The organism is Fodinibius sp. GM108 (assembly GCF_058386985.1).
The window spans coordinates 453,383-476,871 of record NZ_JBYEIR010000001.1 but is presented as its reverse complement, the minus strand read 5'-3'; the positions used below and the strand labels follow the sequence as shown (position 1 = coordinate 476,871).

Genomic DNA, 23,489 nt, shown 5'->3' with positions numbered 1-23,489 from the left:
TTGATGGATGTGGTAGGACTACTGATAAAAAATTATTAACAAAATAAAGGCCCACCGGATCAATCCGACAGGCCTTAGAAAATCCGATAAGAATTTCCAGTTTAATACTGAGCAGGTGCTCCCTCTTCTGGCATAGACTCGCGAATGAATTCGCGGATATGCTCATTGGAAGTCTCCAGATCTTCCGTTCTCAAATACATCATATGACCGCTTCGATAACCTTCAAAACGGAACCGATCTTTCATTTTTCCGCTGGGATCGATATTCCACATAGTGTATTTAGCTGAGAAGTAATCCGTTGCACCATCATAATATCCCGACTGGACCATTACCTCCAGGTTTGGATTCTCTGCCATTGCCTGCCGCAGCATTTCTCCCGTTTCATTTCCCTGACGGTTCCAGGGACGCACCGGACCTGAAACGTAATACTGCAGATCGGTTTTAAAACCAAGCTGGTCTTGCACGTACGTATTTATGGCCGGCGTAAACGAGTGTTTCCACGAGGAGTATTCGGGAGAATAATCAGGTCTGTCACCACCATCTGTTTTATCAATACCGGTATAGCGGGAGTCAAGCCGACCTATTGTATAACCTTCATCACGAAGCAGCTCTTTCCAGAAAACAGATGCTGGAACGGCCAGATTGTAATCAAGTACGAACTCTTCCGTCAAACCGGAGTAGCGCGCAATTTGAGGTGCCAGATCCTGCTTCCGCTGCTCCTCAATAAATCCACCGCGGGACAGCGCAGGCAAAAGCTCTTCAATGGTAAATTCCTCTACTTCGGGTAGAATTTCGGTCAGGTCCTGACTTTGCAGATCTTGCGGTAGCTGATCATGATACCAGGCCGCCGCTGTATAGTAGGGAAGTTTTAACAATGAAGAACGAGGAGAAGGACCTTCTGGCTCCAATCCCAGTCCGGTTGGAGAAACAAGAATTACACCATTCAAAAACATCCAGTGATCTCCCTGTAATTGTCCGGCTAGCCCCGACACACGAGGAGTACCGTAACTTTCTCCAATTAAATATTTGGGAGACTCCCAGCGTTCCTGTCTCGAAATGAAGTTATCGATCCAGTCGGCCAAATACTCAATATCCTCATTGACACCAAAAAATTGTTCTTTTTCACCATCGTTAAGGATCCGGGAAAAACCTGTATTTACAGGATTCACATATACGATATCTGCAACATCAAGAATCGAATGAGGATTGTCCTCTACTCCATAGGGTTGTACAGGATAACCTTCATCACTAATCTTCAAACGCTTGGGACTCGTATATCCCAAATGCATCCACAAAGAACCGGCACCCGGACCACCATTAAAGGAAACGAAAACAGGACGATTCGCTTTATCCTCTACATCAGTTCGTTCGTAATAGGTATAAAACAGCGAAGCATCGGGCTTCCCGTCTTCACCATAGACAGGCTGCGTTCCAACCGTAACGCGATAAGGCACATCTTGCCCTTTAATCGTTACATTATCAGTAGAAACGATTGAAGTATCCGCAGGTAACTGCCGTTCCTGAGCCTGAGAAGTTGCAGGTACGATCAGACCGATACACAAGAATAAGACACAGAACAGCTCTAAGTATTGTTGTTTTCTAGACATAACCACCATTTTTTAAATTATTATTCCCGATTATCCTCTTGCAGAAGAGAAAAAATCATGTATTACAATAATTAGCACTACCTCATTTCCAAAACCATCCACAATAATTTTACAATAATTTATATGGCAATCCCTGAAGTATTATGTCGGAAAAGCTAACAAAATTGATAATGGGCTTTCTTAAGCTGTTTTGCAGCTCCCAATCAGGCATAACCGAACAATGGCGGAATGATGATTACACGACCGCCGCCCATACGGCATAAACCGGAAGGTTAACAGTAAGGACTATGTTGTTACGTTTTTACTTTCCCGTACCTACGATCGCGTTTTTGAAATGAAGAAATAGCCTGATACAGCTCATCTCTTCTGAAATCAGGCCAGCAGGTGTCCGTGATGTAAAGTTCCGAGTATGCAAGCTGCCACAAAAGAAAGTTGCTTAGCCGATATTCCCCGCCTGTTCTGATGATAAGATCCGGGTCTGGCATGGCTGCCGTTGACAGGTAAGAACTAATCAGTTCATCATCGATTTGATCGGGATGAACGTTACCTTCCTGCACCTTTTTGGAGATGCTTTTTACGGCGCTGGTAATATCCCATCTGCCGGAATAACTGAGAGCCAGGCATAACTGTATTCGCTTGTTGTTTTTGGTAAGATCAATAACTTCCTGAAGTTGATTTTGACATCTATCCGGAAGCCTTTCAATCTGGCCGATCGCAGTAAGTTTAATATTATTCTCTTTCAGGCGCTCTCCATCATTTCTGAGAGTTTGCACCAAGATTCTCATCAATCCGTTAACTTCTGATGGACGCCGGCTCCAGTTCTCTGTAGAAAAAGTGTAAAGGGTAAGATATTTTACTCCAAGTTGAGCGCACGATTCGGTGATATCTCTCACAGATTCAACTCCCTCTTTATGACCAGATAACCGAATATTTCTCTTTTTTTGAGCCCAGCGTCCGTTGCCATCCATAATAATGGCTATATGCCGGGGAATTGAGCCGGATAGTTTTACCTGTTCCTGTAGCTTTTTATCCTCTTCTGATTGAGGGGTATCGGTGATTTGTAATTTCATAATGGCCATCGATTGAATATCATCAATCCTTTAAACAGAAGTTTCAACATCCATTCCGTTTCCCTCAGCTGCAAGCCAGAACAGTCCGCCCGATAAAGAAAACAGCGTGATGAAAAATCCATTTATCCCTATGATGTGAAAAATAGTGCTGGGAGGAGACTGATAAAACCCACCAATCAGAGCAATACCAGCAACCAATACATGAGCAACTGCTATTGCAAACATCACGAATGCCATTCTTTTTGGCTGAAAGCGGGTGAGTGAGGCACCGATAATACCAATAGCAAGCACTCCGAAATACAACAGATTGACTGGATTATCTTCTGTCCCGATAATCCCAACGGCAAGATTTATCCAGATAAGGAGAAACCCTGTCAAAAATGCTAATCCAACAGCTGTCTTGAAGATGAAATTACCCGATTTCATTGTCACCAGTCTATAGGAGAAACCTGTGACAAATATCAGAATCCCCATCACAATGAAGTCCGTCTCATCCCAGACAACTTCGGCGGAAAACTGCATAGCCAGCAGCGGAATTAACAAAAGTAGTACCGTGACAACTGCCGGCACTTTGGCGGCTTTAAATAACTTGTTAGATGTATCCATATTTATTTACCTCTTGTATTATTTATTGTTATTTGAAAGTACTTTCAATTACAAAGTAGATGAGTAAAAAATTTTACAGTTGCATATATTGTGACCGTATTTTGTATCTCGTGATGAAATACCAGCAGGCGCCACTTGCAGTCAGCAGTAGTGGAATTGCCCCCGGCTCACTTTCCACCGTTATCATAAATACCATCAGCAGGATTCCAATCACGGTAATCAGAGACGATACTAATGTGTGTATCTTTAACTTTTTATGTTTGCCCAATCTCATTGCTTATCTCCCTTATTTTTGTGAATTGATTATCGTTTCCAGTGCTTTAAGATGCTCTTCAAATGCTTCTCGTCCCTCTTTGGTCATATAATAACTCGTATTGGGTTTATTATCGATAAAACTTTTTTCCACTTCTATAAATCCTTCTTTCTCCAGCTTCTTGATATGCGTGGCCAGATTGCCGTCAGTCACATCCAGAAACTCTTTCAGTGACGTAAAGTCAAGGCTGTCATTCACGGCTAAAGCCGACATGATTCCAAGCCGCACCCGGCTTTCAAAAGCCTTATGTAAATCATCAATAGACAGTTTCACAACGTTTCACCGCTCATACCTTAAATGCATATAAATTCCGTAAACTATATGGATAGCACCAAAACCGATGGCCCAAAGAAGCAATCCGTATTCAACAAACCAGCATCCCGCCAAACCCAATGCCATCTGAATCATGCCCAAAAACTTCACATCTTCAAACGTATATTTGCTGGCATTATATAAAGCAAGTCCGTAGAACAGCAGCGTCATGGGGGCGATCAATCCAATAAGACCCTTTGAAAACAAGATTAATATTAAAACTCCGCCTGCAACAAGGGGGACAGCCATATTAGCTAAAAGCCGCCTGGAGGTGGCATTCCAAACTTTTTCACCCCTTCTGTTAGCCTTTCTGTAGGAAAGAAACATTGCAGTACCTACAGCCAGAATCAGAATTACAATGGCCAACGTGATAATCTCCGGCAAGCTGGCCGATAAACTTCCCGATATCGGCGTATCATAAATGATTTGATCGGGGTTAAAACCAAAAACGCTGTAGGCGATATAAGCTCCCGCCAATGCATAAATGCCCGCCATGACGCCGGCCAGCCCGGAGAGCGATAAAAATTTGGATGACCGCTCCATCATTGAGCGAATCTCATCAATATCCCGAATGTAATCCTGTGTATCTTTCATACAAAGTACTTTTTATTTCAAAGTTACTACAGATAGAACAACAAAACAAGAGCTCGGAAAATTAATTGTTTGTAGTTTTTGGGATTGGGCAATCCAATAAGTGCATGCTGCTGGCGCAAGTCTGCAATCTGTGCCGGTACTTTGCAGTTCATACTATTACTGCCACAAGTTACATATGTTTTGATTTGAGACATAGGTAACACTTATTTTGGGACATGGGTAACCCATGTCTCCGGTTAACACATTACATACTTGCGACAGGTCATACGTAGCCTTGATATTTGGCTATCTGACATGGCAAAGGGTGGAGCTGACAGGAATTGTAATGAACTTTTCAGTAGCTCAGTTTCTGGAAAGTAACATATTGTAACTATCATACTATAGGCGACGAACCAGGTGGCCGTAACGGGCAATGTATTATCAGGTATCATCTGCATGATTCTGCCATCCCGTTATAGACATCTCGTATTTCCGCAGGTTTTCCCGGACAATAGTTCAACAACGTTAACTTTGCCAAGTATTAAAGTAGGCGCGTTTATAAGCTTTTTTCATAGATTGACTCGTTTTGCGGGCGAAAGAATAATTGACGGTTGCACCAACCACGCCACCGAATATCGGCACCAACCGCCCCGCCCGTTTGGAAGAAATATTCTTGCCCATCGCCTTGCCAATGTTCACAATAGCCCGCAGCACCAAGCTATCGGATGCATGACGAGTACCTGCAACGGCACTGGCTTTAAGCAGCTGATGTTTAAGTGTAGCTTGAGTAATGCCGTTCAGGCTTAGCGCTTCAAAATAAATATTTATCATTTTATCCTGATGTAGCGGCCTACTGCTGTCAAATCCATTTAAAATGGCAAATCGCTGTGAAAGCCGATACAGCTGAAGTGACAGTGAAATAGTATCAACCGTAGCAAATGTTATTGACGTCATGAGCCCGCCGATACCCATTGTTAGTCCTCCTAACATACTGGTATTTGCAAAGGTTGAGCGATAGTTATCCATCATTGATTCAATGCGGCCATAGTGGGGCGCCATATATCTAAAATCCTCGATGGATGTCACATATAAATCCTGGTCTCGGGCATCCTGAAATACATCTTCAGGATAAACATTGATAATTTTGTCTTTAATATCTTGAATCATAATAGAGATGAATAGATGGGGATTCGGAAGCGTGCTATATTAACTCATTTACCAATATCATGTTCCAGCCTCAAACGTTGGATTGGTATTTTTAAACTGAATTGGCTAGCAGAAATAGCCATTCACACAATTACTGTTACAAATTACGAACACGACAGATCAGAATGAGAAAATGATAACCACACAGTTCCCTAAAAGTCTTCACCGGATAGTCCTATGCAGACTCATACACAAGGGCTCTTTTATATTCCTGAAAATTACTTTTACACAACTAATTGAAACCATGGCGAACAACGGAATAATCACGATAGCCGGCATTACTTTTTGTCCGGTGCTTTTTACTATAAGCAGGTCAAGGATATACATTCAAGAGAATTATTAAATAAAATAAGCTTATCAGGATGTAGGATACAAGATGCAGCAAAGCCATCTGTAACATGAATCCTGCACTTGCAACCTGAAACCTGCATCCTGCCATGTAACAAAATTGTCTGACATCAGTACAAACTCCCTGTCACTTGAAACCCAAAAATATTTCGATGCCAAAAAACGCAACGCTACTTGCAGCGCTCTTCCTGCTATTCGCTGTAGCTTCCTCAACCCACGCACAGAAAAATATTCGCGGCACCATCACCGACGCCCAAACCGGTGAAACATTACCCTCTACCAATATACTCATTAAGGATACCTACCGCGGCACCATCAGCAACGAAAATGGCAGCTACTCAATTAGTATTCCTGACTCGCTGCTGCCCGCCACGCTGATCATCCGCTATATCGGTTACCAAACCCAACGTCTGACGATCATCGCTGAATCAGCTTCGCAGCAAGATATAAGCCTTGAGCCATCTGTCACCGAACTGGAGGAGATCGTTGTAACCGACGAAGATCCCGGCATGCAGATCATGCGCGAAGTGATCCGCCGCAAACATCAGTGGCGAAAGGAGCTCAATACCTATCGCGCCGACGCCTATAACCGCCAAACGCTATCCAATGATACAGCTATCGTGTCTATCAGCGAATCGGCCTCGGAGGTGTTCTGGGATAAGGAGCAAGGCCATCGCGAAGTGCAAAAATCCAAGCGGCAAACCGCCAATATACAGGAGGATCAAAACTTTGCAGGCGTCAGCTATCTGCCTAACTTTTACGATGATGATATAGAAATTGCTGAATTCGATCTCGTGGGCATCACCCATCCTGATGCGCTGGATTACTACGATTTTAAGCTGGTGGATCAGACCTCGCTGGACGACCAGGCCGTTTATGAAATCGAAGTGAATCCCGCCCGAAAGCTGCAGCCACTTTTCAAGGGTACGGCCTTTGTACTTGCGGATGAATATGCCCTGCTCGAAGTGGATCTGCAGCCCAATGATGTTGTCACTTTTCCGCCGCCGGTAAAATCATTTTCCACCTCGTACGAACAGCAGTTTAACAATTTTGGCGGCGATTTCTGGCTGCCGGTGGATGTGCGTATCAACGGCGACATCAAAATTAAGATGGTAGGCCTAGACTTCCCAATGATTAAATTCAAGCAGGTCTCACGCATCACCAATTACGAGGTAAATACAACGCTGCCGGATTCTCTTTATCAGCAAGATAACATATTTACTGTTGACAGCACGACCATAGAATCTGATTCGCTTTTTGCCAAACAGGTTACTACCATCCCGCTTTCCGTGGAAGAGCAGGAAGCCTACGCCACGGTGGACAGCGCCGCAACACTTGAAGAGGCTTTCAAACCCAGTGGTTTTCTGGCCGATCTTGCTGATGATGACGATGGTTCATCAGGCGGCGGCCCGCTCAATTTTTTGGATGACGTCCCCGGCAGACTCACGCCTGATGCCCGTTATAACCGGGTGGATGAAATCTTTGCCGGATTAAAATACCGGATTGAACCCATCGACTGGATGGAACTGCGGGCCAAGGGCGGATACAGCACTGGTTATGATGAATGGAATTATGGCGGTGGAGTGACGGTGCAATGGCCAAACACAGGAAGTATTACATCGTCAGTAGGAATTGATTATGCCGCTGAAACTGCTACCCGCTATACTTCAGATATTTACAAACCCTATTATGCTATCATTCCTAATCTTACAGGCAATGACGGATATTTCGATTACTATCGTTCAGAGGGATTTCGTGCCTTTTCAGAGCTTCGCTACTCTCCCCGTGACCTCTCGGCCACCATCGGATATAATAACCAGGACCACAGCTCACTGAGCACAGCAACAGCATACGATCTTTTCGGGGCCGATAACTTTCGGGTCAACCCTGCAATTGACGCCGGTCATCTACGGTCCGTGGATATTGTAGCCGGCTACAACATCGATGAAGGGTACAATTTTGGTATTGTGCCTCAAAACTATATCCGCTTTAAAGTTGAACATTCGTCAGATGCCTTGGGAAGCGATTTTGAATTTACGCGCTACGAAACAAGCCTCGGGTGGTCATTTCCTACTTTTTATCAGCGCCGGTTTTTATCTAATACGCTGGATATAAATTTAAAGGCAGGTACCTCTACAGGTGAACTACCTGCACAAAAACTAGGAATCATCGATGTTTCTATCGGCAAAACGAGTCCTTATGGTGCAATGAAAGCTGCCCGTGGACGTCCTTACCAGGGAGAAAAATATCTGTTCCTTAACCTGGAGCATAATTTCAGAACGATACCATTTGAGGCTGTCGGACTGCAGCCACTGGTGGAACAGAATATCGGGCTGATTGTTTTTGGTGGTGCCGCCCGCACCTGGCCCGATTGGGAACCGCAAAATAATAGTCCCTATTCATTTCAGCCTCACGGCACCAACGGCATACACTGGGAAGCCGGAGTTTCTTTAAATAGCATTTTGGGATTATTTCGCGTTGACTTTGCCACACGTCTTGATGAACCTGCCTTTTTGATTAATGTGGGAGTGGCTCGACTGTTTTGATGTATTTTATCATCTGGTAACTTTACCCACACTGATTCCTCATCCTTTCGTGGAAAATTATTGCTTTGATCGGGGAGAACACCTGCCCGTACTACCCAGTTTATCATCCCGATTTCGATTTCGGGAAAGGGATCTCAACTGCATAAAAGAAGTAAGCTGTGTTACATGTTCTGAAGCTCAATCAACGTTTGAGATCCCTCGTCTCTTCGATCCTCGGGATAACACTGCTTTTTATCATTTCCTTTCCCAGCTGTCATACAGCTCCTGCTTTTTTGAAAACAAAAATTTGAACAGCTCAACAACCAGGTTCTCAAATCTCACTATTTTTTTATATACTTAGAATCATTTTAAATAAGCATTTACAATCTTCCTCATTGGGAGACTAACAGAATATAACTATTAAAACTGGAAAACTGATCTCATGAATACTTCGATCCGTCGCCTCTTTGGCATTTTCGGTCTTTTTCTCTTGGGAATTTTAATCGTTCAATGTGCATCTGAAAACTCAAATTCTGATCAGCAGAGTGATACTGGTGCCGTACAAAAAGCGGCAGAAGATGTCCCCGAATTGGCCAACGCCATGGGACAGCTTCAAACATATCTACATAAATACGCTCTGGCTGTTGAGGCCGAAAATCATGAATTAGCTACGTTTTATTTTCATGAAGTACGGGCTTCGACCGACGATATCAAAGAAAATATTCCCGGCTATGAGGGATACGATATCGCCCGGTTTATGAGGCAGTTTCTGGATCCCACCATAGAACCGATAGAGAATGCACTGGCCGAAAGGGATTGGGAGGAAGTCAGGAAGCGAACCGAAACCATGGTGAGCAGCGGCTGTAACTCATGTCACAATGCAACCAGCCACGGCTTTATTAAAGTGACACCTGGTTACGATAACAATCCATTCAACCAGGATTTTTCTCTCTCTGAATAAGACTTTTACCCACGGATGAATCCGTGGGCTATATTTTTAAAAACTCACTTAAAGTGAGCTTCGGTTTTTGCTTCTTAGCCTGATGATTTATCTTCAGGCTTTAAGTAACTAACCAATATTGCACTACAACCACACCCAGAGTGAATACCTTCTCCCCTTAGATTTGGGAGAAAGTTGTATTTCCGACACCGATTATATCATCATCCAGCTTGGGGATGAATGTCAGCACAAGAACTAATTTATCTAAAACAAAGATTTCTCATTCCGCTTCACTCCATTCGAAATGACAGAGTAAGGGGCGTTAAATTAAAGTAAAGCCTTCATTCTTGATTGTTGTAACCAGTTGAAATCTTACTGAGGGCTTCTGCCCCGAGTCAAGAGTCCAATGACAACCGTAAATATTGCCGAACCTAAAATTGCCCAGATTACAGGAAAGGTTTCACCATCAATTTCAATAGGGATAATGAAAGTAAGCCCCAATTCAGCGGCCAGCCACTTGCCAATCAGGGCACCGATAAATCCCACAACAATAGATACTACGCAACCACCAAGCGAATAACCGGCAATGCTTTGACCAATGGCTCCACAAATAGCGGCGATGACTAATAAAATAAGAAAACCGGTAAGCGTCATATTATATAAGTTCGTTACTCTTCTTCTTCCAAAATCACAGCCGATTCGAGCGGTTTGATCACCACAGAATCATTAGGCTCAAAAATTACACGATTATCAGTGTGAACCAAATATTTTTCATCGTGTAGCTGCACATGATAGGTGATATCATGTCCTTTGAACTCACGACTTATTACAATCCCCACTTCTTCGGGCTTATGTCCGTCTGCTTTTTCGAGAGTCAAGTGCTCGGGACGAATGGAACAGAGCACCCGACCACAAGCTTTGCAATCTAGATTCATCGGACCTAGCTTTGTCGTTACTTGCGAGCCGCCGCTTGCATCCGCATGAAAAAGATTGGTCCGGCCCAGGAACTGAGCCACAAATTTTGTTTTAGGCTTGTAATACACTTCTTCCGGCGTTCCGATCTGTTCGATTTTACCCTCGTTCATCACAGCAATACGATCGGCAAATGAAAGTGCCTCTTCCTGGTCATGTGTTACCAGCAGCGCGCTCATACCCGCTTTCTTGAGGATATCACGCACCTCTTTGCGCATCGAATCTCGAAGCATCGCATCTAAATTTGAGAAAGGTTCATCCAGCAGAACAAGCTGTGGCTTGGGAGCAATAGCCCGGGCCAGAGCCACGCGCTGCTGTTGACCACCGGAAAGCTCACTGGGATTTCTATCCTTATAATCACCCATTCCGGTCCGGCAAAGTACCTCTTCGGCATAGACAAGCCGTTTGTGCTTGGGGATATCCGTAAGACCAAAGGCTACGTTTTCGATTACTGAAAGATGGGGAAACAGTGCATAATCCTGGAAAACGAAGCCAATACCACGATTTTGGGGAGCTACATGCTTCGTCGGTGATTCCAACACGTTTCCGTCAAGATTAACTTCGCCGCGGTCAGCATGTTCAAATCCTGAAATAAGACGGAGACACGTTGTTTTTCCACATCCACTTGGTCCTAATAATGCAAATATTTCATGCTCTTTTACCTCAAAATCCAGTGAATCTACAACAGGACCGTTATCGTCAAATGATTTAGTTAAATTTTTTACCGTAAGTAAATTTTTCATGTGCTATTTCAGCTCTTTCGAGAATAATAATCCTACAAATAAGGATGAAAATATTAATAACGTTAGTGCAAAGGGAGCTGCTTCGGCAAACATTGCTTCCCCTGTGTAGGACCATACATTCAATGCCAACGTATCAAATCCTATTGGTGATAATAAGAACGTAATTGAGAGCTCTTTCATTGCAGATAAAAAAACCAAGGATGCCGATGCAATAATTCCACCGCGCAACAGCGGAAAAGTTACTTTAAAAAAGGATTTGATGGAAGAATAGCCCAATGAACGGGCGGCTTCCTCAAGCTGGGGCGGTGCCTGGTACAAAGCACTGCGAACGGGTCCTATGCCCTCGGCCAGGAAATGCAGCGAATAAGCAATAACCAGCAACAACAGGGACTGGTATAGAGCTGTAGAGACCTGCAGCGAAAAGAATACAATCGCCAGAGCAAAAGCCAGCGGCGGCGTTGCATATCCCAGATAAGCTACCCGCTCGATGGGATTACTAAGTTTACTCTTATAGCGAACGCCGATGTAAGCCAGCGGTAAAGCCAGCAATGTTGTTAGTACCGCTGCCGGGGCCGACGCTTTGACAGAATTCGCAAAGGCCTGATATAACTCACCGGCTACAGAGGCAAAAGCTGTCTGATTAAGCCAAAAAACGATCGATGACACTGGCAAAAGAATGGACACAACAAATAAAACTCCCACAAAGGTATACGCTGGTATTTTCCAGGTCCCTAAATCAAGAAATCTTTTTGCTTTGGCTGCCCCGCGTCCCAATCGGTGGAAAATTGCTTTTTTCAGTAACTTGTATTCTAACACTAATGCTCCCGTTGTAAGTGCCAACAGCATAAGCGCTAGCCAGGCCGCATAAATCCGATCATAAGCAGCAATATATTGCAGGTATAGCGCATAACTGAATGTTTCAAACCGCATCAGCGATACCGTACCAAAATCACCGATTACGTGAAGGCTTATTAGTAATCCTCCAGCAAGTAATGCCGGTCTAAGTTGAGGAAGAATCACTTTGAAAAATGTTGATCGGGCATCATATCCCAGTGACCGTGAAACTTCCTCAATCGACTGATCCATCCCCAACAGGGCTGTGCGCAGGTTTAGGTACAAATAGGGAAACGTACAGATTGATAATACAATCAGTGAACCGGTAAAACCATTAATGCGGGGTAGCGCCCAACCAAACCACGCCTGAAAAGTTCCGTTATAACCGCCCATCCCCAATAGTGCATATGCCATTACATAGCCGGGAATAGCAAGCGGAAGAACACCCAGCAAGGTAATAAACCGTCGTGCTTTAATTTTTATGCGAACAGAGAGGTAAGCCAGAGGAAGTGCCAAAATGGTGTCTATGATCAAAACACCGGCTGTAAGCAATAGTGTATTGCCCAGCAGGCGCAAGTTACGCATCCGAAAAACTACATTATTCAGCATCTCCGGAGAAGCGCCAAAGGCTCTGATTAATAAGTAGACCAGCGGTAATAACACTCCGACAGCAATTAATCCTGCCAGAAGCAAAAGATACCACGGAGGTGATTTCCTATGTGACTGAGTGCCTATAATCGTGCTTAGCTTTCTCTGAGAAATGAAAAATTTAGATCAAATCTAAATAGAAAGCGTCTCGATAGCAACCTTTTAAGCTAAAAATTAATTGCTCTTTACCCACCATTATTCTTTTGGTTAATATTTTTTTGCACCATACTTTATTTTAAGTAAAATTAGGATTGAGAGATATAAACATCATTTTAATTAATTAAAGTCATTACCCTATGAAACAAGTAATTATTTATCTTATTACAGCGGCTTTGGCGATCAGTATGTTCACTGGCTGCGGACCAAGTGAAGAAGAGGTTCAACAACGGGAACAGGCCCGGCAGGATTCTTTGGAACAAATGCGCCAGCAGCGTTTAGCTGAACAGCGTCAGGATAGTATTGAACAGGCTCGTCAAGACAGTATAGCAGCTGCCAAAAAAGAAGAAGAGGAACGTAACCGCATCGAATTTGACAGCGACGGCTCTTTTGCCGTTCAGGTTGAAGCCTGGAGATCAGAAGAAAAAGCCGAAGCTCAAGTTCAAAAGTGGATCGATCGGGGATACGAAAATGCCTATGTGGTTAAGCACGGCAATGAAGATACCGGAGATGTTTGGTTCCGAGTACGATTGGGACATCTGGGCACAAAAGAAATGGCTGAAAAACTCAGAAATAAGCTTCAAGAAGAATATAATGAGCCTTCCTGGATTTCAGTGACAAATAGTGGCCAGGAATCCGATGAAGATATTTCTGAATAAGGATCAAATAATAATTTTCCCACACTACAAAGCACCGGGGTTTCAATCCGGTGCTTTTATTTTTGAGTTACATTTTATCATATCTTGCCGTAAGGTGCTCAATTAATCTATTTAATCTGGTTTATTTGGAGACAAGGATCTATGGACAGAGATTTCTCTGGTATTCCTGATAATCTTGAAAAGCTGGACTCATTTTTGACTGATCGGGAATCAGCTCATGATCTTAAACTGGGGACTGAAGCTCGTATTGAATGGAACTGCGGATCGGAACCACAAAAAACTGAATATTCCATCGTCTACCTCCACGGTTTTCGTGCATCTCATCCCGAAGGCGATCCGGTTCACCGTAAAGTAGCCGAACATTTCGGTTATAATCTTTTTTTGAGCAGGTTAGAAGAACACGGTGTGCGATCAGATTATCCCCTTTTAAATCTTACTGTTGAAAAGCTGTTGCAATCAGCTCGCTTTGCCTTACAAATAGGACAAAAAATCGGGCAAAAGGTGATTGTGATGGGAACTTCCACCGGCGGCTCATTAGCACTCTGGCTGGCCTCCCATGATAAACATAGGGACAAGATATCGTCTCTGATTCTCTACTCCCCGCTCATTCGATTTTACGGAATTAATCAACATCTGCTTACAAATTCCATTAGCCGACAGTCGCTACGATTATTTCTCGGTAAGAGATTCCTGATAAAAAATGAGGAATCAACCAAGGCTGAAGATCGTATCTGGAATAAAGAATATGCACTGCAGGGAGCTCTGGTATTGGGATCATTTATTAAGAAATACATGAAAAACAGCACCTTCGGCAATGTAAATTGCCCCACATTTATCGGCTACTATTATAAAAATAAAGAAGAACAGGATAAGATTGTTTCTGTCAAAGCTATTAAAAAAATGGTCTCCAGCCTCGGTACGCGCACAGATTTGATCACAGCCATGAACTTTCCTGAGGCGAAATCGCACGTCATTTGTAGTTCTTTACTCTCAAAATCTGTAATAGATGTTATGGATAACACCATAAAATTTCTGAAAGACCTTGACGCCCATGGGACTACAGAAAGCGGGTCGAAAAACAGCCCATAAATAGGAAATATTAAAAAATCTTAAAAAAACACTTGTGTAGAAGGGCACAATTGACGTATATTGAAATGCGCTCAAGTAGCGTCTCTCTTGATGAATAGTCAGGGCCTCACAACTGATACTTGTGAGGCCTTATTTTTTTTGAATCATTTTCCCTTTCACTTCGTAAACTCCCAGTCTTATTTATAATCATCACACGGCTTGTGCTTTCCTATTGACAAAATTTAGGCATCTGATCATTTTTGCGTACCATGTTCATAAAATTTTTTATGTTAACAACTGATTCTATGAGGGAACAGTTTTCTAAAATAAATTCGCAGCAATGAAAAATTTTGAAATCAACCACAGGAAAGTAGACTCCTACGATGTCTTGGAACTGAGCGGTGAGCTGGATGCACATACGGCTTCGCAATTGGAAGATTCGCTGAAGAAATTAATTGATCAGCAAAAGCATCAAATCATTGTAAACTGCGAGGATCTTGATTATATCGCAAGTGCCGGACTTGGGGTGTTTATGGCTTATATCGAGGACGTTCGATCTCTGGGTGGCGATATAAAGCTTACCAATATGAACTCGAAGGTGTACAATGTTTTCGATCTGCTCGGCTTTCCTACACTTTACGACATCTTTCAAAAAGAGTCTGAGGCTATCGAAAAATTTGAAACTGACGAATCTGAATAACCACTACCTTGTCAAAATCAACGACCACACATAGCATGTCAGTTCAGGCCTCTACGGAACATCTGGCCGAGGTACGTGATTTTGTAGCGAAACATGCCACTGAATTTGGGTTTAAAAAACAGGATGTAGCGGATATACGTCTGGCCGTTGACGAGGCATACACGAATATTATCAAACACGCCTATAAGAACGACAAGCAGAAATCCGTTGATATTGAGTTAGGCTACAACAGTAGTGAGTTTTGGATTTCACTGCTCGACACAGGAGACGCCTTTGATCCCAACAATTATAGCAAGCCCAATGTACGCAAAAAAATAAAGGAAAAAAAGCGAGGCGGTGTAGGTGTATATCTCATAAAAAAACTGATGGATAATGTTGAATATCATACCGAAGGTGCGGTGAACGAAATTCGGATGACAAAAAGGAAATAACACTGTGGGCAGTTCTTCCGCTAAACAAGACGATCGCCATTCCCGATTTGAGCTGAAAACGCTTCTTGAGACATCTCGATTGCTCATTGAGTCTCAAGACATGGATTTTGTGCTTAACAATCTCTTGCTTATCACGATGGGCAAGCTGATGGTAAGCAGTGGCATGATTCTTCTTTTTCAACCCAATCGGGAAAATTATATCATTTCAAAATCAAAAGGCCGCAACGTGCCCGAAGAGGGCCAGGAGTTATCTTTTGATCTGGATCCCGAGGTAAAAAAACAGTCGGTTATACAGTGCGGTATTGATGATTTTGAAATGCCGGAACTTATCGACGGCGACAAAAACTGCACGTTTTTCAACCTGCGTACGAGTAATAATCATATTGGTTTTCTTTGCCTGGGATCCAAAGGAAACAAAAAATCTCTGACACAACGTGAAATTGAGTTTGTCGAAAGTCTTTCCATTATCTCTTCGGTAGCCATTGCCAACTCTCGCATGTTCACCGAGCTGCGACGTATCAACCGCATGCTCGACCGCAAAGTTTATGAACTGAATACCCTGTTCGATCTCAGCAAGGATTTTAACATCATGGTGGACCGTGAAGAGATTGTCCGCATTTTCAAGTTCGCCATGCTGGGACAAATGACCATCCGAAAATTCTTTTTTGTTCTTGAAAATGAAGGGGATCGCGAAGTCGTTGCCTCGAGCGGAATTCATCAAACACTACCTGACGATCAAATTGATAAACTTTTTGCCCTTGAAGAAGATCTTGTTGAAGTCGATAATCAGCTGGCAGAAGAGGTTCCACTACTAAAACAGAATGAAATTAAAGCCGTTATTGGGCTCCACTTTCAAAGCGAAAAAATTGCACTTGTCGGTGTAGGAGCCCGCGCAAACAAAGAAGAGTATTCAACGTCAGATTATAACTTTCTGCAATCACTTGGTAATCTGGCTGTTCTCTCGATCCAAAAAACATATTTGCTCGAAGAACGAATTGAAAAAGAGCGTCTCGAAGAGGAGCTGAATATTGCGAAAAGTATTCAGCAGGGACTTTTGCCCGATCCTATTCCCCACTCCGACGAGCTTGATATTGCTGCCAAAAACATTTCTTCCTATCAGGTTGGCGGCGACTATTTTGATATCCTGGAAACACCAGACAAGAATCTACTGTTTGCCATCGGCGATGTGACGGGAAAGGGCATGCCTGCCGCCCTGTTGATGGCAAACCTGCAGGCTATGTTACATGTGCTATTGCCAATTGATATCACACTGAGCGAAGCTTCGGGACAAGTAAACGATATTATTTATCGAAATACACCGAGCGACAAGTTCATTACTTTTTTCTGGGGCATTTTTAATCCCAATACCTATGAATTTCGCTTTGTCAATGCCGGCCATAATCCGCCGATCTGGCTAAAATCAGGCGAAAAAGAGCCCCAGGAATTAGAAGAAGGCGGACTTATTTTAGGTGCAATGTCCACAATGACACCCTATGAAGAGACAACAGTAAAACTTTCCTCGGGCGACCTGCTGGTATTCTATACAGATGGAGTTACTGAAGCCCTGAACGAAGATGAAAATGAAGAGTTTGGCAAAGAAAGGCTATTGGATTGTATTCAGGAACATCGGGACCAGTCATCCGAAGAGATACAGCAAGCTATTATTGACGCTGTGAAAGAATTTTCAACGGATGTACAGCATGATGATCTCACACTTATTGTTATAAATGTGAAGTGATTCGATAAGCTAGCTCAGGCTATTCAAGAAATTCTACTAAAATAGCCCTATTACTCCGGGTGACCGCTCTTCACTCTCGTAATCCCGCATTGCTAGAATAGTTTTATACGTCTGATATCGATTTTTTATTTCCTGTACATAACGAACGGTTTCAATTCCCCGGCAAAATCCGTAGCGCGCATCTTTGTAGTATTTGCGGTGCATCAGTTTTAAAAGTGCATCGGCCACATTCTCCCATTCATTCGGATTTTTATTATGATCGATGGCCAAACGCCTTGCATCAGCCAGGTGACCCTGTCCTGCATTGTATGCCGCCAGAGCAAATGACCACTGGTTGGTACTATCCATGTACGAGTAGTGATCAAGATGCTCTTTTATTATACGAACACCTTCTCTCACATTTATCTCCTCATTATAAAGTTTTTGTTCGTCTCTAACTTCCGAAAAACGCGGCAGTACCTGCATTAAACCCACTGCACCAGCCCAACTTTTCGACTGGGGATTAAACTTTGTCTCTTGTGCAGCAATCGAAGCCACTAATAGCCAATCGATACCCGCAGAATCCGCCACCTGCTTTATAAGATCATCATATGGAGAAATTATGCCAAGACTCTTACGCTTAGACTCGGGGTTATAATACTCTGCAATTTGAGGTCCGGATTCGAAATATCGTTTACGCAGAATATTGAGAAAGCTCGATCGCTTAGGAGCTTCACCGGGTTTACCAAACCGAAAATGATCATACAAAAATTGATTCAGCTTTGATTCCAGGTCGGGAGCATTTTTTCTGACCGCCCAGGCAATCGTATCATTTTTTGCAACAGTCGGACCTTTTCGAAGTCCTTTCATGTATTTATTGGAGGCTTGGAATATATTGTCATCCGCTACGGTAGCCTGGTACCCACTGGTGTTATTAGATATTTCGAACAACAGCGATTCGGTATCTTTTTCATTAGGCACTAACTGAACTGGTATATCTATCCCTTCTTTTTTCAGATCTTGCAAGCGATAGAAATACGAACTATTTCGCCGTACCGTCACAGGAATTTCCCGTTCAGCAACTTCTTCAATCGACTGTGGCACATTCTCTATATCATCAGGAAAAACCAACAACTGATCTACAAGATTATATGGACGCGTAAAGTTGACGTACTTCTTGCGTTCCTGAGTAGCTGCGTAATTTGCGGCGATAAGATCTCCTTCGCCGCTATTCAACATATCATACGGATTTTCTTCCGGACCTATGATAACTACTTCGAGCGCAAGATCATGGTTTTCGGCAAATTTGCTGACAAGTTCATATTCAAATCCCCATTCCAGTCCCTGATGCAAAAAATAGGTGTTCGAACTGTAGCGGGTAATCATTTTTAATGTGCCGTCTTCTTTTATATCGGCAAAATCACGCTCGATAGGCTCCTCAACAGACACGCTAAGCTCTTGTCCGGCATCACTCTCAACAAACGTGTTAATATCTTCTTTGCTTATGCAAGAACTGCTGAATAAGCTAATTGAAATAATACCAATAACAGCAAGATATAATCTTGATGAAATTGTTTTTCTATTTTCCATAACTATCTTTTTTGTTATCGAATCGATCGTTCAATGCAATAACAAGCCAACGATATTGTCATTTCTTGAGAAAGATACTCAAAATTTTCCGAAATCCTGCTTATACAAGCTTTTTCTAATCTACGTTAACAAAACCTAAGTACTACCCGTTCTCTCCCCATTATAGTCGCTTTAATGCCCCATTTGTCGTTTTTTAAACGATTAATGAAAGGATTGAGTGATTATATCTATGCAACATTACCTAGCCGCCCCAGCTCTTTTGTCATTTCGAACAGGTGTAGCGAGGTAATAAACTCTTGTCTACAGCTTTCGGTTTAAAACAAAGATCTCTCCCTGACGGTCGAGATGACACCTTTGCTTTTTTGGTCATCAGCCAGGGATATTGTGATAAGCTAGTGTTCTAGAACTTATCAACCTCCGTCGTCCTTTCGAACGGATCCCGAAAACCTTCGGGAAGAGTGAGAAATCTTTGTTTTCTCTGCGACATCAAAACAGAGACCACTCCGCCAGCAAGATACTGTCAAGAAACCTGGTTATTTACTACCGTCTTCCCCTCGTTCTATTTAAAGATGAGCTCTGACCGTAACTTTTACATTTCTTCCAGCTGCGCTAATCCCTGATGAATAAGGGCGATAGTGTTTATCAAGAATGTTTTCGACTCCGGCATCCAGCTGTATATCTTCATCAAATCGGTAGGAAGTTTTAAGGTTCAGCGTTACCCAACCAGGAGTACCATCAGTGGTGTAGAGATGGGGTTTATTACGCTCGGAGGGAGAAAAGTCGGAAATATCTTTTTTGGCATTGTACTCGGTATAAGCTTCAATTTTTATTTTCTCCGTTTGATAGGCCAGTGAACTTCTTCCAAATAACGGTGCCACATGTCGCAATGGCTCATCATTAGTAACATCTTTTCCCTCGGTATATGTAATCTTTGAATCAAACGTAAGGTTAGACCATAACTCTGAAGTGAACTCGGCGCTGGCACCATAAACATAAGCTTCACCAGCATTAACTACAGCCTCCACATTACTCAGCACGCCATCGTACATAATAGAATCCTGGCCAAATTGGTCGCCAAAATCACGACGCACCATCGCATCTTTGAGCCAGGTATAATAGGTATTTAACTCCAGGCGGGCGCCATCGGCAAATTTCTTGATAACACTAAAATCCAGATTATAGGATTTTTCAGGTTGGATATCATCATTAGGCACAATAACAGTCCCAGGCTCAGAATCAAAAACTTTGGCGGCATCATCTACATTCGGGGCTCGAAAACCGGTAGCGCCGTTTAAATTTAGCTGCAAATTATTGGTAGGGCGATAGGTAAATCCCAAACTACCACTTAGCGCGCCGGTATTAAACGTTATTTCATCAAACTGATCAAATCTGCCCGGATCAAACTGCGCATCCAGCATCACATGGCTGTATCGGGTGCCCGCTATTGCTGTCAAATTTGATGCGAGATCCTGCTCATATTTGGCATAGGCCGCCAGCTGCGTATAATTGCTCCCTTCGGAAGGATAACGGGTTTCAACTGAACTTTTTGCATCGGTTTCGATATTTTTTGAATATGCTTCTGAATCAACATAATTGTAGATTCCCTCAAGGCCATAGTACAGCTCTTTGCCTTCTTCAAAAATTTTATCAAAATCCAGGTTAGCGGTATATACATCAACATTTTCTTCGCGATTTCGCAGCAGCACATCCTGGAAATCACGATCATTACGACTTTCCTGGAACCACTGCTGTGAAAATACTCCCGTAACATTATCAAACAGATCCGTTTGGCCGAAATACTTAACATTAAGAGTGTTCATCATCCAAATTTGGGGGCCATAGTACCACTCGGCATTGACAAGTGACCCGGTATCGCCGTTTTCGCGCTGAATGAGTCGATCATACCGGGGAATATCGGAGCTGGTTGCATAATGAAGCCCATACGTGGCATCCCAATTGTTATTCGGTTTATAGCGAAACTTCTGCATAATGTTGAGCTGTTCATAACCTGAAGGGCGCTGACGGGTAACATCATCATTCGTCAAGACCGTATCCTGCCCATTGATACGATCAACATATTCTTCTCTCTTTCCGAAATCCGGATACTCATCATAGAAATCGCCTCCTGAATGCATATCATCAAAATCACTATAAGTGATGCTGGTGAGCATACCCCATTTTTCGTAGCCGAAATTCGCATCAGCATGAATCGTCCGCTCATTATTGGCCGAACTGTATCGGGCCATACTGTTGGCGGATATTTCTGATTCTTCGGAATCAAAAGAAAGTGTTGGTTCTTTGGTTTGAAAGTTCATTACTCCACCCAGTGCATCGCTACCATAAATAATAGATCCGGGCCCGAAAAGAACTTCAGCATTAGAAAGAGCGTTGGCATCAACTGAGATTACATTCTGGAGATTTCCGCTTCGGAAAATAGCATTATTCATGCGAATACCATCAACGGCAATTAACACTGAATTAGCTGCAAAGCCGCGAATCATGGGACTGCCACCGCCCATCTGGCTTTTTTGCACAAAAACTTCTCCCGAGCTCTGTAACAGGTCTGCAGATGTCTGGGGATTGTTGAACAACATTTGCTCTTCACTTATCTGCGAAATTCGCTGAGGTATTTCGGTAATATCCTGTACCCGTTTATTTGCAGAAATATAAACCTCCTCCATAACCACTGACTTTTCGTTTAACCTCACCTCATTACCACGCTCTTTAACCTGTTGATAAGTAAGTGAAAGCGGCTGGAACGCCGGGTGCTGAAAATTCAAGGTATCGGCTTGTGTAAATTTGGAAATGTCGGCCTCACCTTCTGCATCAGTTGAGGCCATTTTATTTTGCTCGTTATTATAGATATATACATTGGGAATGGGCTCGAGCGTATTATTATCCACCACTTTTAGGGTCTGCCCGAGAAGCAGATCAGTACTAAACAGAAAGACTATTAACAATGAAGCTAGAAACGCCCGGTAATTCATAAAATCTGTTTTTTGTTTTTTGAAAATGAGTGGATTATATGAACTAGATCACAGAGATTAAATACTATGATCATGCTATAACAAATATTTACTATTCAGCCGCTTTTCGTCTCCACGTTAATGCTACACCGGCTAGTATAATAAACATCGCTATAATCGAGGTAACAGGCGGAAGCTCTGCAAAAAATAAGAAAGCAAGCACAGAAGCAAGTAATGGTTCTGATAGAACTAATGTAGAAATTAGCGTTGGGGATACATATTTCACAGCATAATTCATCGAACCGTGTCCTACAATCTGCGGGCCAAATGCCAATCCTGCTCCGGCCCATATGCCTATGGTAGAAATATCGAGCAGATTTTTGCCAAATATTACAGCTACCAGCACACAAGCCACAGCGGCATAAAAATAGACCGGAAATACATAATCGATCCATTCTCGTTTTCTGCGGATCTTTTGCCCGATAAGCAGATACACCACAAATATAACAGCTGCTGTAAAGGCCAGAAAATTTCCAAACAGCGGATCAGCAAAGTCCTGTTCGATCTGACTGTCTGAAATTCCCAACAAAACCGAGCCCGAAAATGCTATAAAAACGCCAACCCAGGTTGTTGTAGGAAAGCTTCTTTTGAACCATAGTCGCTCTACCAGTATCATAATGATGGGATGGATCGTGACCAACACTGAGGCAGAAGCAACAGACGTGTAGTAGAGCGAAGAGATCCAAAATATAAAATGGAGCCCAAGGCAAACTCCCGACAAAGCTATCCACCAACGTTCGCTGCCTTTTCCCTCGCGCTGCTCACTGCTCCGCAACCAAATCCAAAACGGCAACAGCATAACAGCTGCGAACACCGTGCGATAAACGACCAGTACCAATGGGGATGTGTCAGGTGCCAGGCGAACCAGGATGGGGGCAAATCCGAAAGCTGTCAAACCGGCCAGCAGTGCTGCCAGTACTTTCACTTTCGGATAATCTGCTGCCATAAAAAATAAATTAGGTATTATCTAGCGGATACGATCCATTGATTTAACCAACTCGATATCATCTTTGATTTTTTTACGGGCATACAGTTGTGAGGCCAGAGCCAGGAAAAGCAATATCAAGCCAATGGTTTCATCCCATAAGAAAACGCCGAAGCCGCCAAGGGAAATGTAGATACCGAACGCAAATCCGATCGTGATTATCTGAGGAATCAATAACAGTTTTACCCATCGAAGATGATTCTGTCGATTGTTATACAAAAAGATAGTTCCCAAAGATCCCAAAGCAGAAATCGTCAACAGAATGGCAAAACTAATACCAACCCATCCCTGGGGGTCATTAACGGCATGGCTGTACAAGGCATTAAAAAAAACGCTTCCGTTTAACAAAAAAGCCAAAAATAGAAAAACTGTTTGTATCCGTTGAATCACGTGTGCAGCAATATTTTATTGTCAGTTTGATGCGATTGCCAAAGATACAATTTTTTGGAGAGCCGGTCAT

At 43.0% G+C, this 23,489-nt stretch carries 21 protein-coding genes; 7 read left to right on the top strand and 14 right to left on the bottom strand.

What is annotated here, in order from left to right; translation table 11 throughout:
* Positions 1-101 precede the first annotated feature (101 nt).
* The 7 genes from ACT3ID_RS02170 to ACT3ID_RS02140 form a co-directional block, all read right to left on the bottom strand.
* Complete coding sequence (locus ACT3ID_RS02170; RefSeq protein WP_491540335.1) at positions 102-1,607, bottom strand: S10 family peptidase; 1,506 nt, start codon at positions 1,605-1,607, stop codon at positions 102-104.
* 293 nt (positions 1,608-1,900) lie between these two features.
* Positions 1,901-2,677, bottom strand: coding sequence for an undecaprenyl pyrophosphate synthase (gene uppS, locus ACT3ID_RS02165; RefSeq protein ID WP_491540334.1), 777 nt, complete (start codon positions 2,675-2,677; stop codon positions 1,901-1,903).
* Between the two features lie 30 nt (positions 2,678-2,707).
* On the bottom strand, positions 2,708-3,283 hold the full coding sequence (locus tag ACT3ID_RS02160) for a hypothetical protein (protein WP_491540333.1): 576 nt from the start codon (positions 3,281-3,283) through the stop codon (positions 2,708-2,710).
* Positions 3,284-3,569: 286 nt separating this feature from the next.
* Positions 3,570-3,869 (bottom strand): winged helix-turn-helix domain-containing protein, encoded by a 300-nt coding sequence (locus ACT3ID_RS02155; protein ID WP_491540332.1) that lies wholly within the window; start codon positions 3,867-3,869, stop codon positions 3,570-3,572.
* A 6-nt stretch (positions 3,870-3,875) separates the two neighbouring features.
* Positions 3,876-4,502, bottom strand: coding sequence for a hypothetical protein (locus tag ACT3ID_RS02150; RefSeq protein ID WP_491540331.1), 627 nt, complete (start codon positions 4,500-4,502; stop codon positions 3,876-3,878).
* Between the two features lie 26 nt (positions 4,503-4,528).
* Entirely contained in the window at positions 4,529-4,696 is a 168-nt protein-coding gene (locus ACT3ID_RS02145) for a hypothetical protein (protein ID WP_491540330.1), read from the bottom strand.
* Positions 4,697-5,006: 310 nt separating this feature from the next.
* Positions 5,007-5,648: an EcsC family protein gene (locus ACT3ID_RS02140; RefSeq protein WP_491540329.1), complete on the bottom strand. Its 642-nt coding sequence runs from the start codon at positions 5,646-5,648 to the stop codon at positions 5,007-5,009.
* A 539-nt stretch (positions 5,649-6,187) separates the two neighbouring features.
* On the opposite strand from ACT3ID_RS02140, the gene ACT3ID_RS02135 reads away from it, so the two are divergent.
* On the top strand, positions 6,188-8,581 hold the full coding sequence (locus ACT3ID_RS02135; protein ID WP_491540328.1) for a DUF5686 and carboxypeptidase-like regulatory domain-containing protein: 2,394 nt from the start codon (positions 6,188-6,190) through the stop codon (positions 8,579-8,581).
* Positions 8,582-9,002: 421 nt separating this feature from the next.
* On the top strand, positions 9,003-9,521 hold the full coding sequence (locus ACT3ID_RS02130) for a hypothetical protein (protein WP_491540327.1): 519 nt from the start codon (positions 9,003-9,005) through the stop codon (positions 9,519-9,521).
* 351 nt (positions 9,522-9,872) lie between these two features.
* Here the strand turns inward: ACT3ID_RS02130 and ACT3ID_RS02125 are convergent, their stop codons facing one another.
* Genes ACT3ID_RS02125 through ACT3ID_RS02115 form a run of 3 tightly spaced genes read right to left on the bottom strand, consistent with a single transcriptional unit; the run spans position 9,873 to position 12,742 of the window.
* Entirely contained in the window at positions 9,873-10,154 is a 282-nt protein-coding gene (locus tag ACT3ID_RS02125) for a GlsB/YeaQ/YmgE family stress response membrane protein (RefSeq protein ID WP_491540326.1), read from the bottom strand.
* 14 nt (positions 10,155-10,168) lie between these two features.
* A complete protein-coding gene (locus ACT3ID_RS02120; RefSeq protein WP_491540325.1) occupies positions 10,169-11,215 on the bottom strand; it encodes an ABC transporter ATP-binding protein in 1,047 nt (348 codons plus the stop codon).
* Between the two features lie 3 nt (positions 11,216-11,218).
* A complete protein-coding gene (locus ACT3ID_RS02115; RefSeq protein WP_491540324.1) occupies positions 11,219-12,742 on the bottom strand; it encodes an ABC transporter permease in 1,524 nt (507 codons plus the stop codon).
* Positions 12,743-12,993: 251 nt separating this feature from the next.
* Here ACT3ID_RS02115 and ACT3ID_RS02110 point away from each other — a divergent pair, with 251 nt between their 5' ends.
* The 5 genes from ACT3ID_RS02110 to ACT3ID_RS02090 all read left to right on the top strand — a co-directional run bounded on the left by ACT3ID_RS02110 (position 12,994) and on the right by ACT3ID_RS02090 (position 17,449).
* Positions 12,994-13,512 (top strand): SPOR domain-containing protein, encoded by a 519-nt coding sequence (locus ACT3ID_RS02110; RefSeq protein WP_491540323.1) that lies wholly within the window; start codon positions 12,994-12,996, stop codon positions 13,510-13,512.
* A gap of 141 nt (positions 13,513-13,653) precedes the next feature.
* Positions 13,654-14,601: an alpha/beta hydrolase gene (locus tag ACT3ID_RS02105; RefSeq protein WP_491540322.1), complete on the top strand. Its 948-nt coding sequence runs from the start codon at positions 13,654-13,656 to the stop codon at positions 14,599-14,601.
* Positions 14,602-14,920: 319 nt separating this feature from the next.
* Entirely contained in the window at positions 14,921-15,280 is a 360-nt protein-coding gene (locus ACT3ID_RS02100; RefSeq protein ID WP_491540321.1) for an STAS domain-containing protein, read from the top strand.
* Positions 15,281-15,315: 35 nt separating this feature from the next.
* Complete coding sequence (locus ACT3ID_RS02095; protein ID WP_491540320.1) at positions 15,316-15,711, top strand: ATP-binding protein; 396 nt, start codon at positions 15,316-15,318, stop codon at positions 15,709-15,711.
* A 4-nt stretch (positions 15,712-15,715) separates the two neighbouring features.
* Positions 15,716-17,449, top strand: a complete 1,734-nt coding sequence (locus ACT3ID_RS02090) for a PP2C family protein-serine/threonine phosphatase (protein ID WP_491540319.1) — start codon at positions 15,716-15,718, stop codon at positions 17,447-17,449.
* Between the two features lie 36 nt (positions 17,450-17,485).
* Here ACT3ID_RS02090 and ACT3ID_RS02085 read toward each other — a convergent pair whose 3' ends face one another.
* The 4 genes from ACT3ID_RS02085 to ACT3ID_RS02070 all read right to left on the bottom strand — a co-directional run bounded on the left by ACT3ID_RS02085 (position 17,486) and on the right by ACT3ID_RS02070 (position 23,419).
* Complete coding sequence (locus ACT3ID_RS02085; protein WP_491540318.1) at positions 17,486-19,018, bottom strand: MltF family protein; 1,533 nt, start codon at positions 19,016-19,018, stop codon at positions 17,486-17,488.
* Between the two features lie 563 nt (positions 19,019-19,581).
* Complete coding sequence (locus ACT3ID_RS02080; protein WP_491540317.1) at positions 19,582-22,005, bottom strand: TonB-dependent receptor; 2,424 nt, start codon at positions 22,003-22,005, stop codon at positions 19,582-19,584.
* Positions 22,006-22,096: 91 nt separating this feature from the next.
* Positions 22,097-22,990 (bottom strand): DMT family transporter, encoded by an 894-nt coding sequence (locus tag ACT3ID_RS02075; protein ID WP_491540316.1) that lies wholly within the window; start codon positions 22,988-22,990, stop codon positions 22,097-22,099.
* A 21-nt stretch (positions 22,991-23,011) separates the two neighbouring features.
* Positions 23,012-23,419 (bottom strand): DUF4293 family protein, encoded by a 408-nt coding sequence (locus ACT3ID_RS02070; protein ID WP_491540315.1) that lies wholly within the window; start codon positions 23,417-23,419, stop codon positions 23,012-23,014.
* Positions 23,420-23,489 lie beyond the last annotated feature (70 nt).

Coding starts and splice junctions, on each gene's coding strand:
- uppS (WP_491540334.1), bottom strand. CDS start 2,677: ATGAAATTACAAATCACCGATACCCCTCAATCAGAAGAGGATAAAAAG.
- ACT3ID_RS02080 (WP_491540317.1), bottom strand. CDS start 22,005: ATGAATTACCGGGCGTTTCTAGCTTCATTGTTAATAGTCTTTCTGTTT.
- ACT3ID_RS02085 (WP_491540318.1), bottom strand. CDS start 19,018: ATGGAAAATAGAAAAACAATTTCATCAAGATTATATCTTGCTGTTATT.
- ACT3ID_RS02160 (WP_491540333.1), bottom strand. CDS start 3,283: ATGGATACATCTAACAAGTTATTTAAAGCCGCCAAAGTGCCGGCAGTT.
- ACT3ID_RS02105 (WP_491540322.1), top strand. CDS start 13,654: ATGGACAGAGATTTCTCTGGTATTCCTGATAATCTTGAAAAGCTGGAC.
- ACT3ID_RS02150 (WP_491540331.1), bottom strand. CDS start 4,502: ATGAAAGATACACAGGATTACATTCGGGATATTGATGAGATTCGCTCA.
- ACT3ID_RS02075 (WP_491540316.1), bottom strand. CDS start 22,990: ATGGCAGCAGATTATCCGAAAGTGAAAGTACTGGCAGCACTGCTGGCC.
- ACT3ID_RS02135 (WP_491540328.1), top strand. CDS start 6,188: ATGCCAAAAAACGCAACGCTACTTGCAGCGCTCTTCCTGCTATTCGCT.
- ACT3ID_RS02125 (WP_491540326.1), bottom strand. CDS start 10,154: ATGACGCTTACCGGTTTTCTTATTTTATTAGTCATCGCCGCTATTTGT.
- ACT3ID_RS02170 (WP_491540335.1), bottom strand. CDS start 1,607: ATGTCTAGAAAACAACAATACTTAGAGCTGTTCTGTGTCTTATTCTTG.
- ACT3ID_RS02095 (WP_491540320.1), top strand. CDS start 15,316: ATGTCAGTTCAGGCCTCTACGGAACATCTGGCCGAGGTACGTGATTTT.
- ACT3ID_RS02120 (WP_491540325.1), bottom strand. CDS start 11,215: ATGAAAAATTTACTTACGGTAAAAAATTTAACTAAATCATTTGACGAT.
- ACT3ID_RS02100 (WP_491540321.1), top strand. CDS start 14,921: ATGAAAAATTTTGAAATCAACCACAGGAAAGTAGACTCCTACGATGTC.
- ACT3ID_RS02140 (WP_491540329.1), bottom strand. CDS start 5,648: ATGATTCAAGATATTAAAGACAAAATTATCAATGTTTATCCTGAAGAT.
- ACT3ID_RS02145 (WP_491540330.1), bottom strand. CDS start 4,696: ATGTCTCAAATCAAAACATATGTAACTTGTGGCAGTAATAGTATGAAC.
- ACT3ID_RS02110 (WP_491540323.1), top strand. CDS start 12,994: ATGAAACAAGTAATTATTTATCTTATTACAGCGGCTTTGGCGATCAGT.
- ACT3ID_RS02130 (WP_491540327.1), top strand. CDS start 9,003: ATGAATACTTCGATCCGTCGCCTCTTTGGCATTTTCGGTCTTTTTCTC.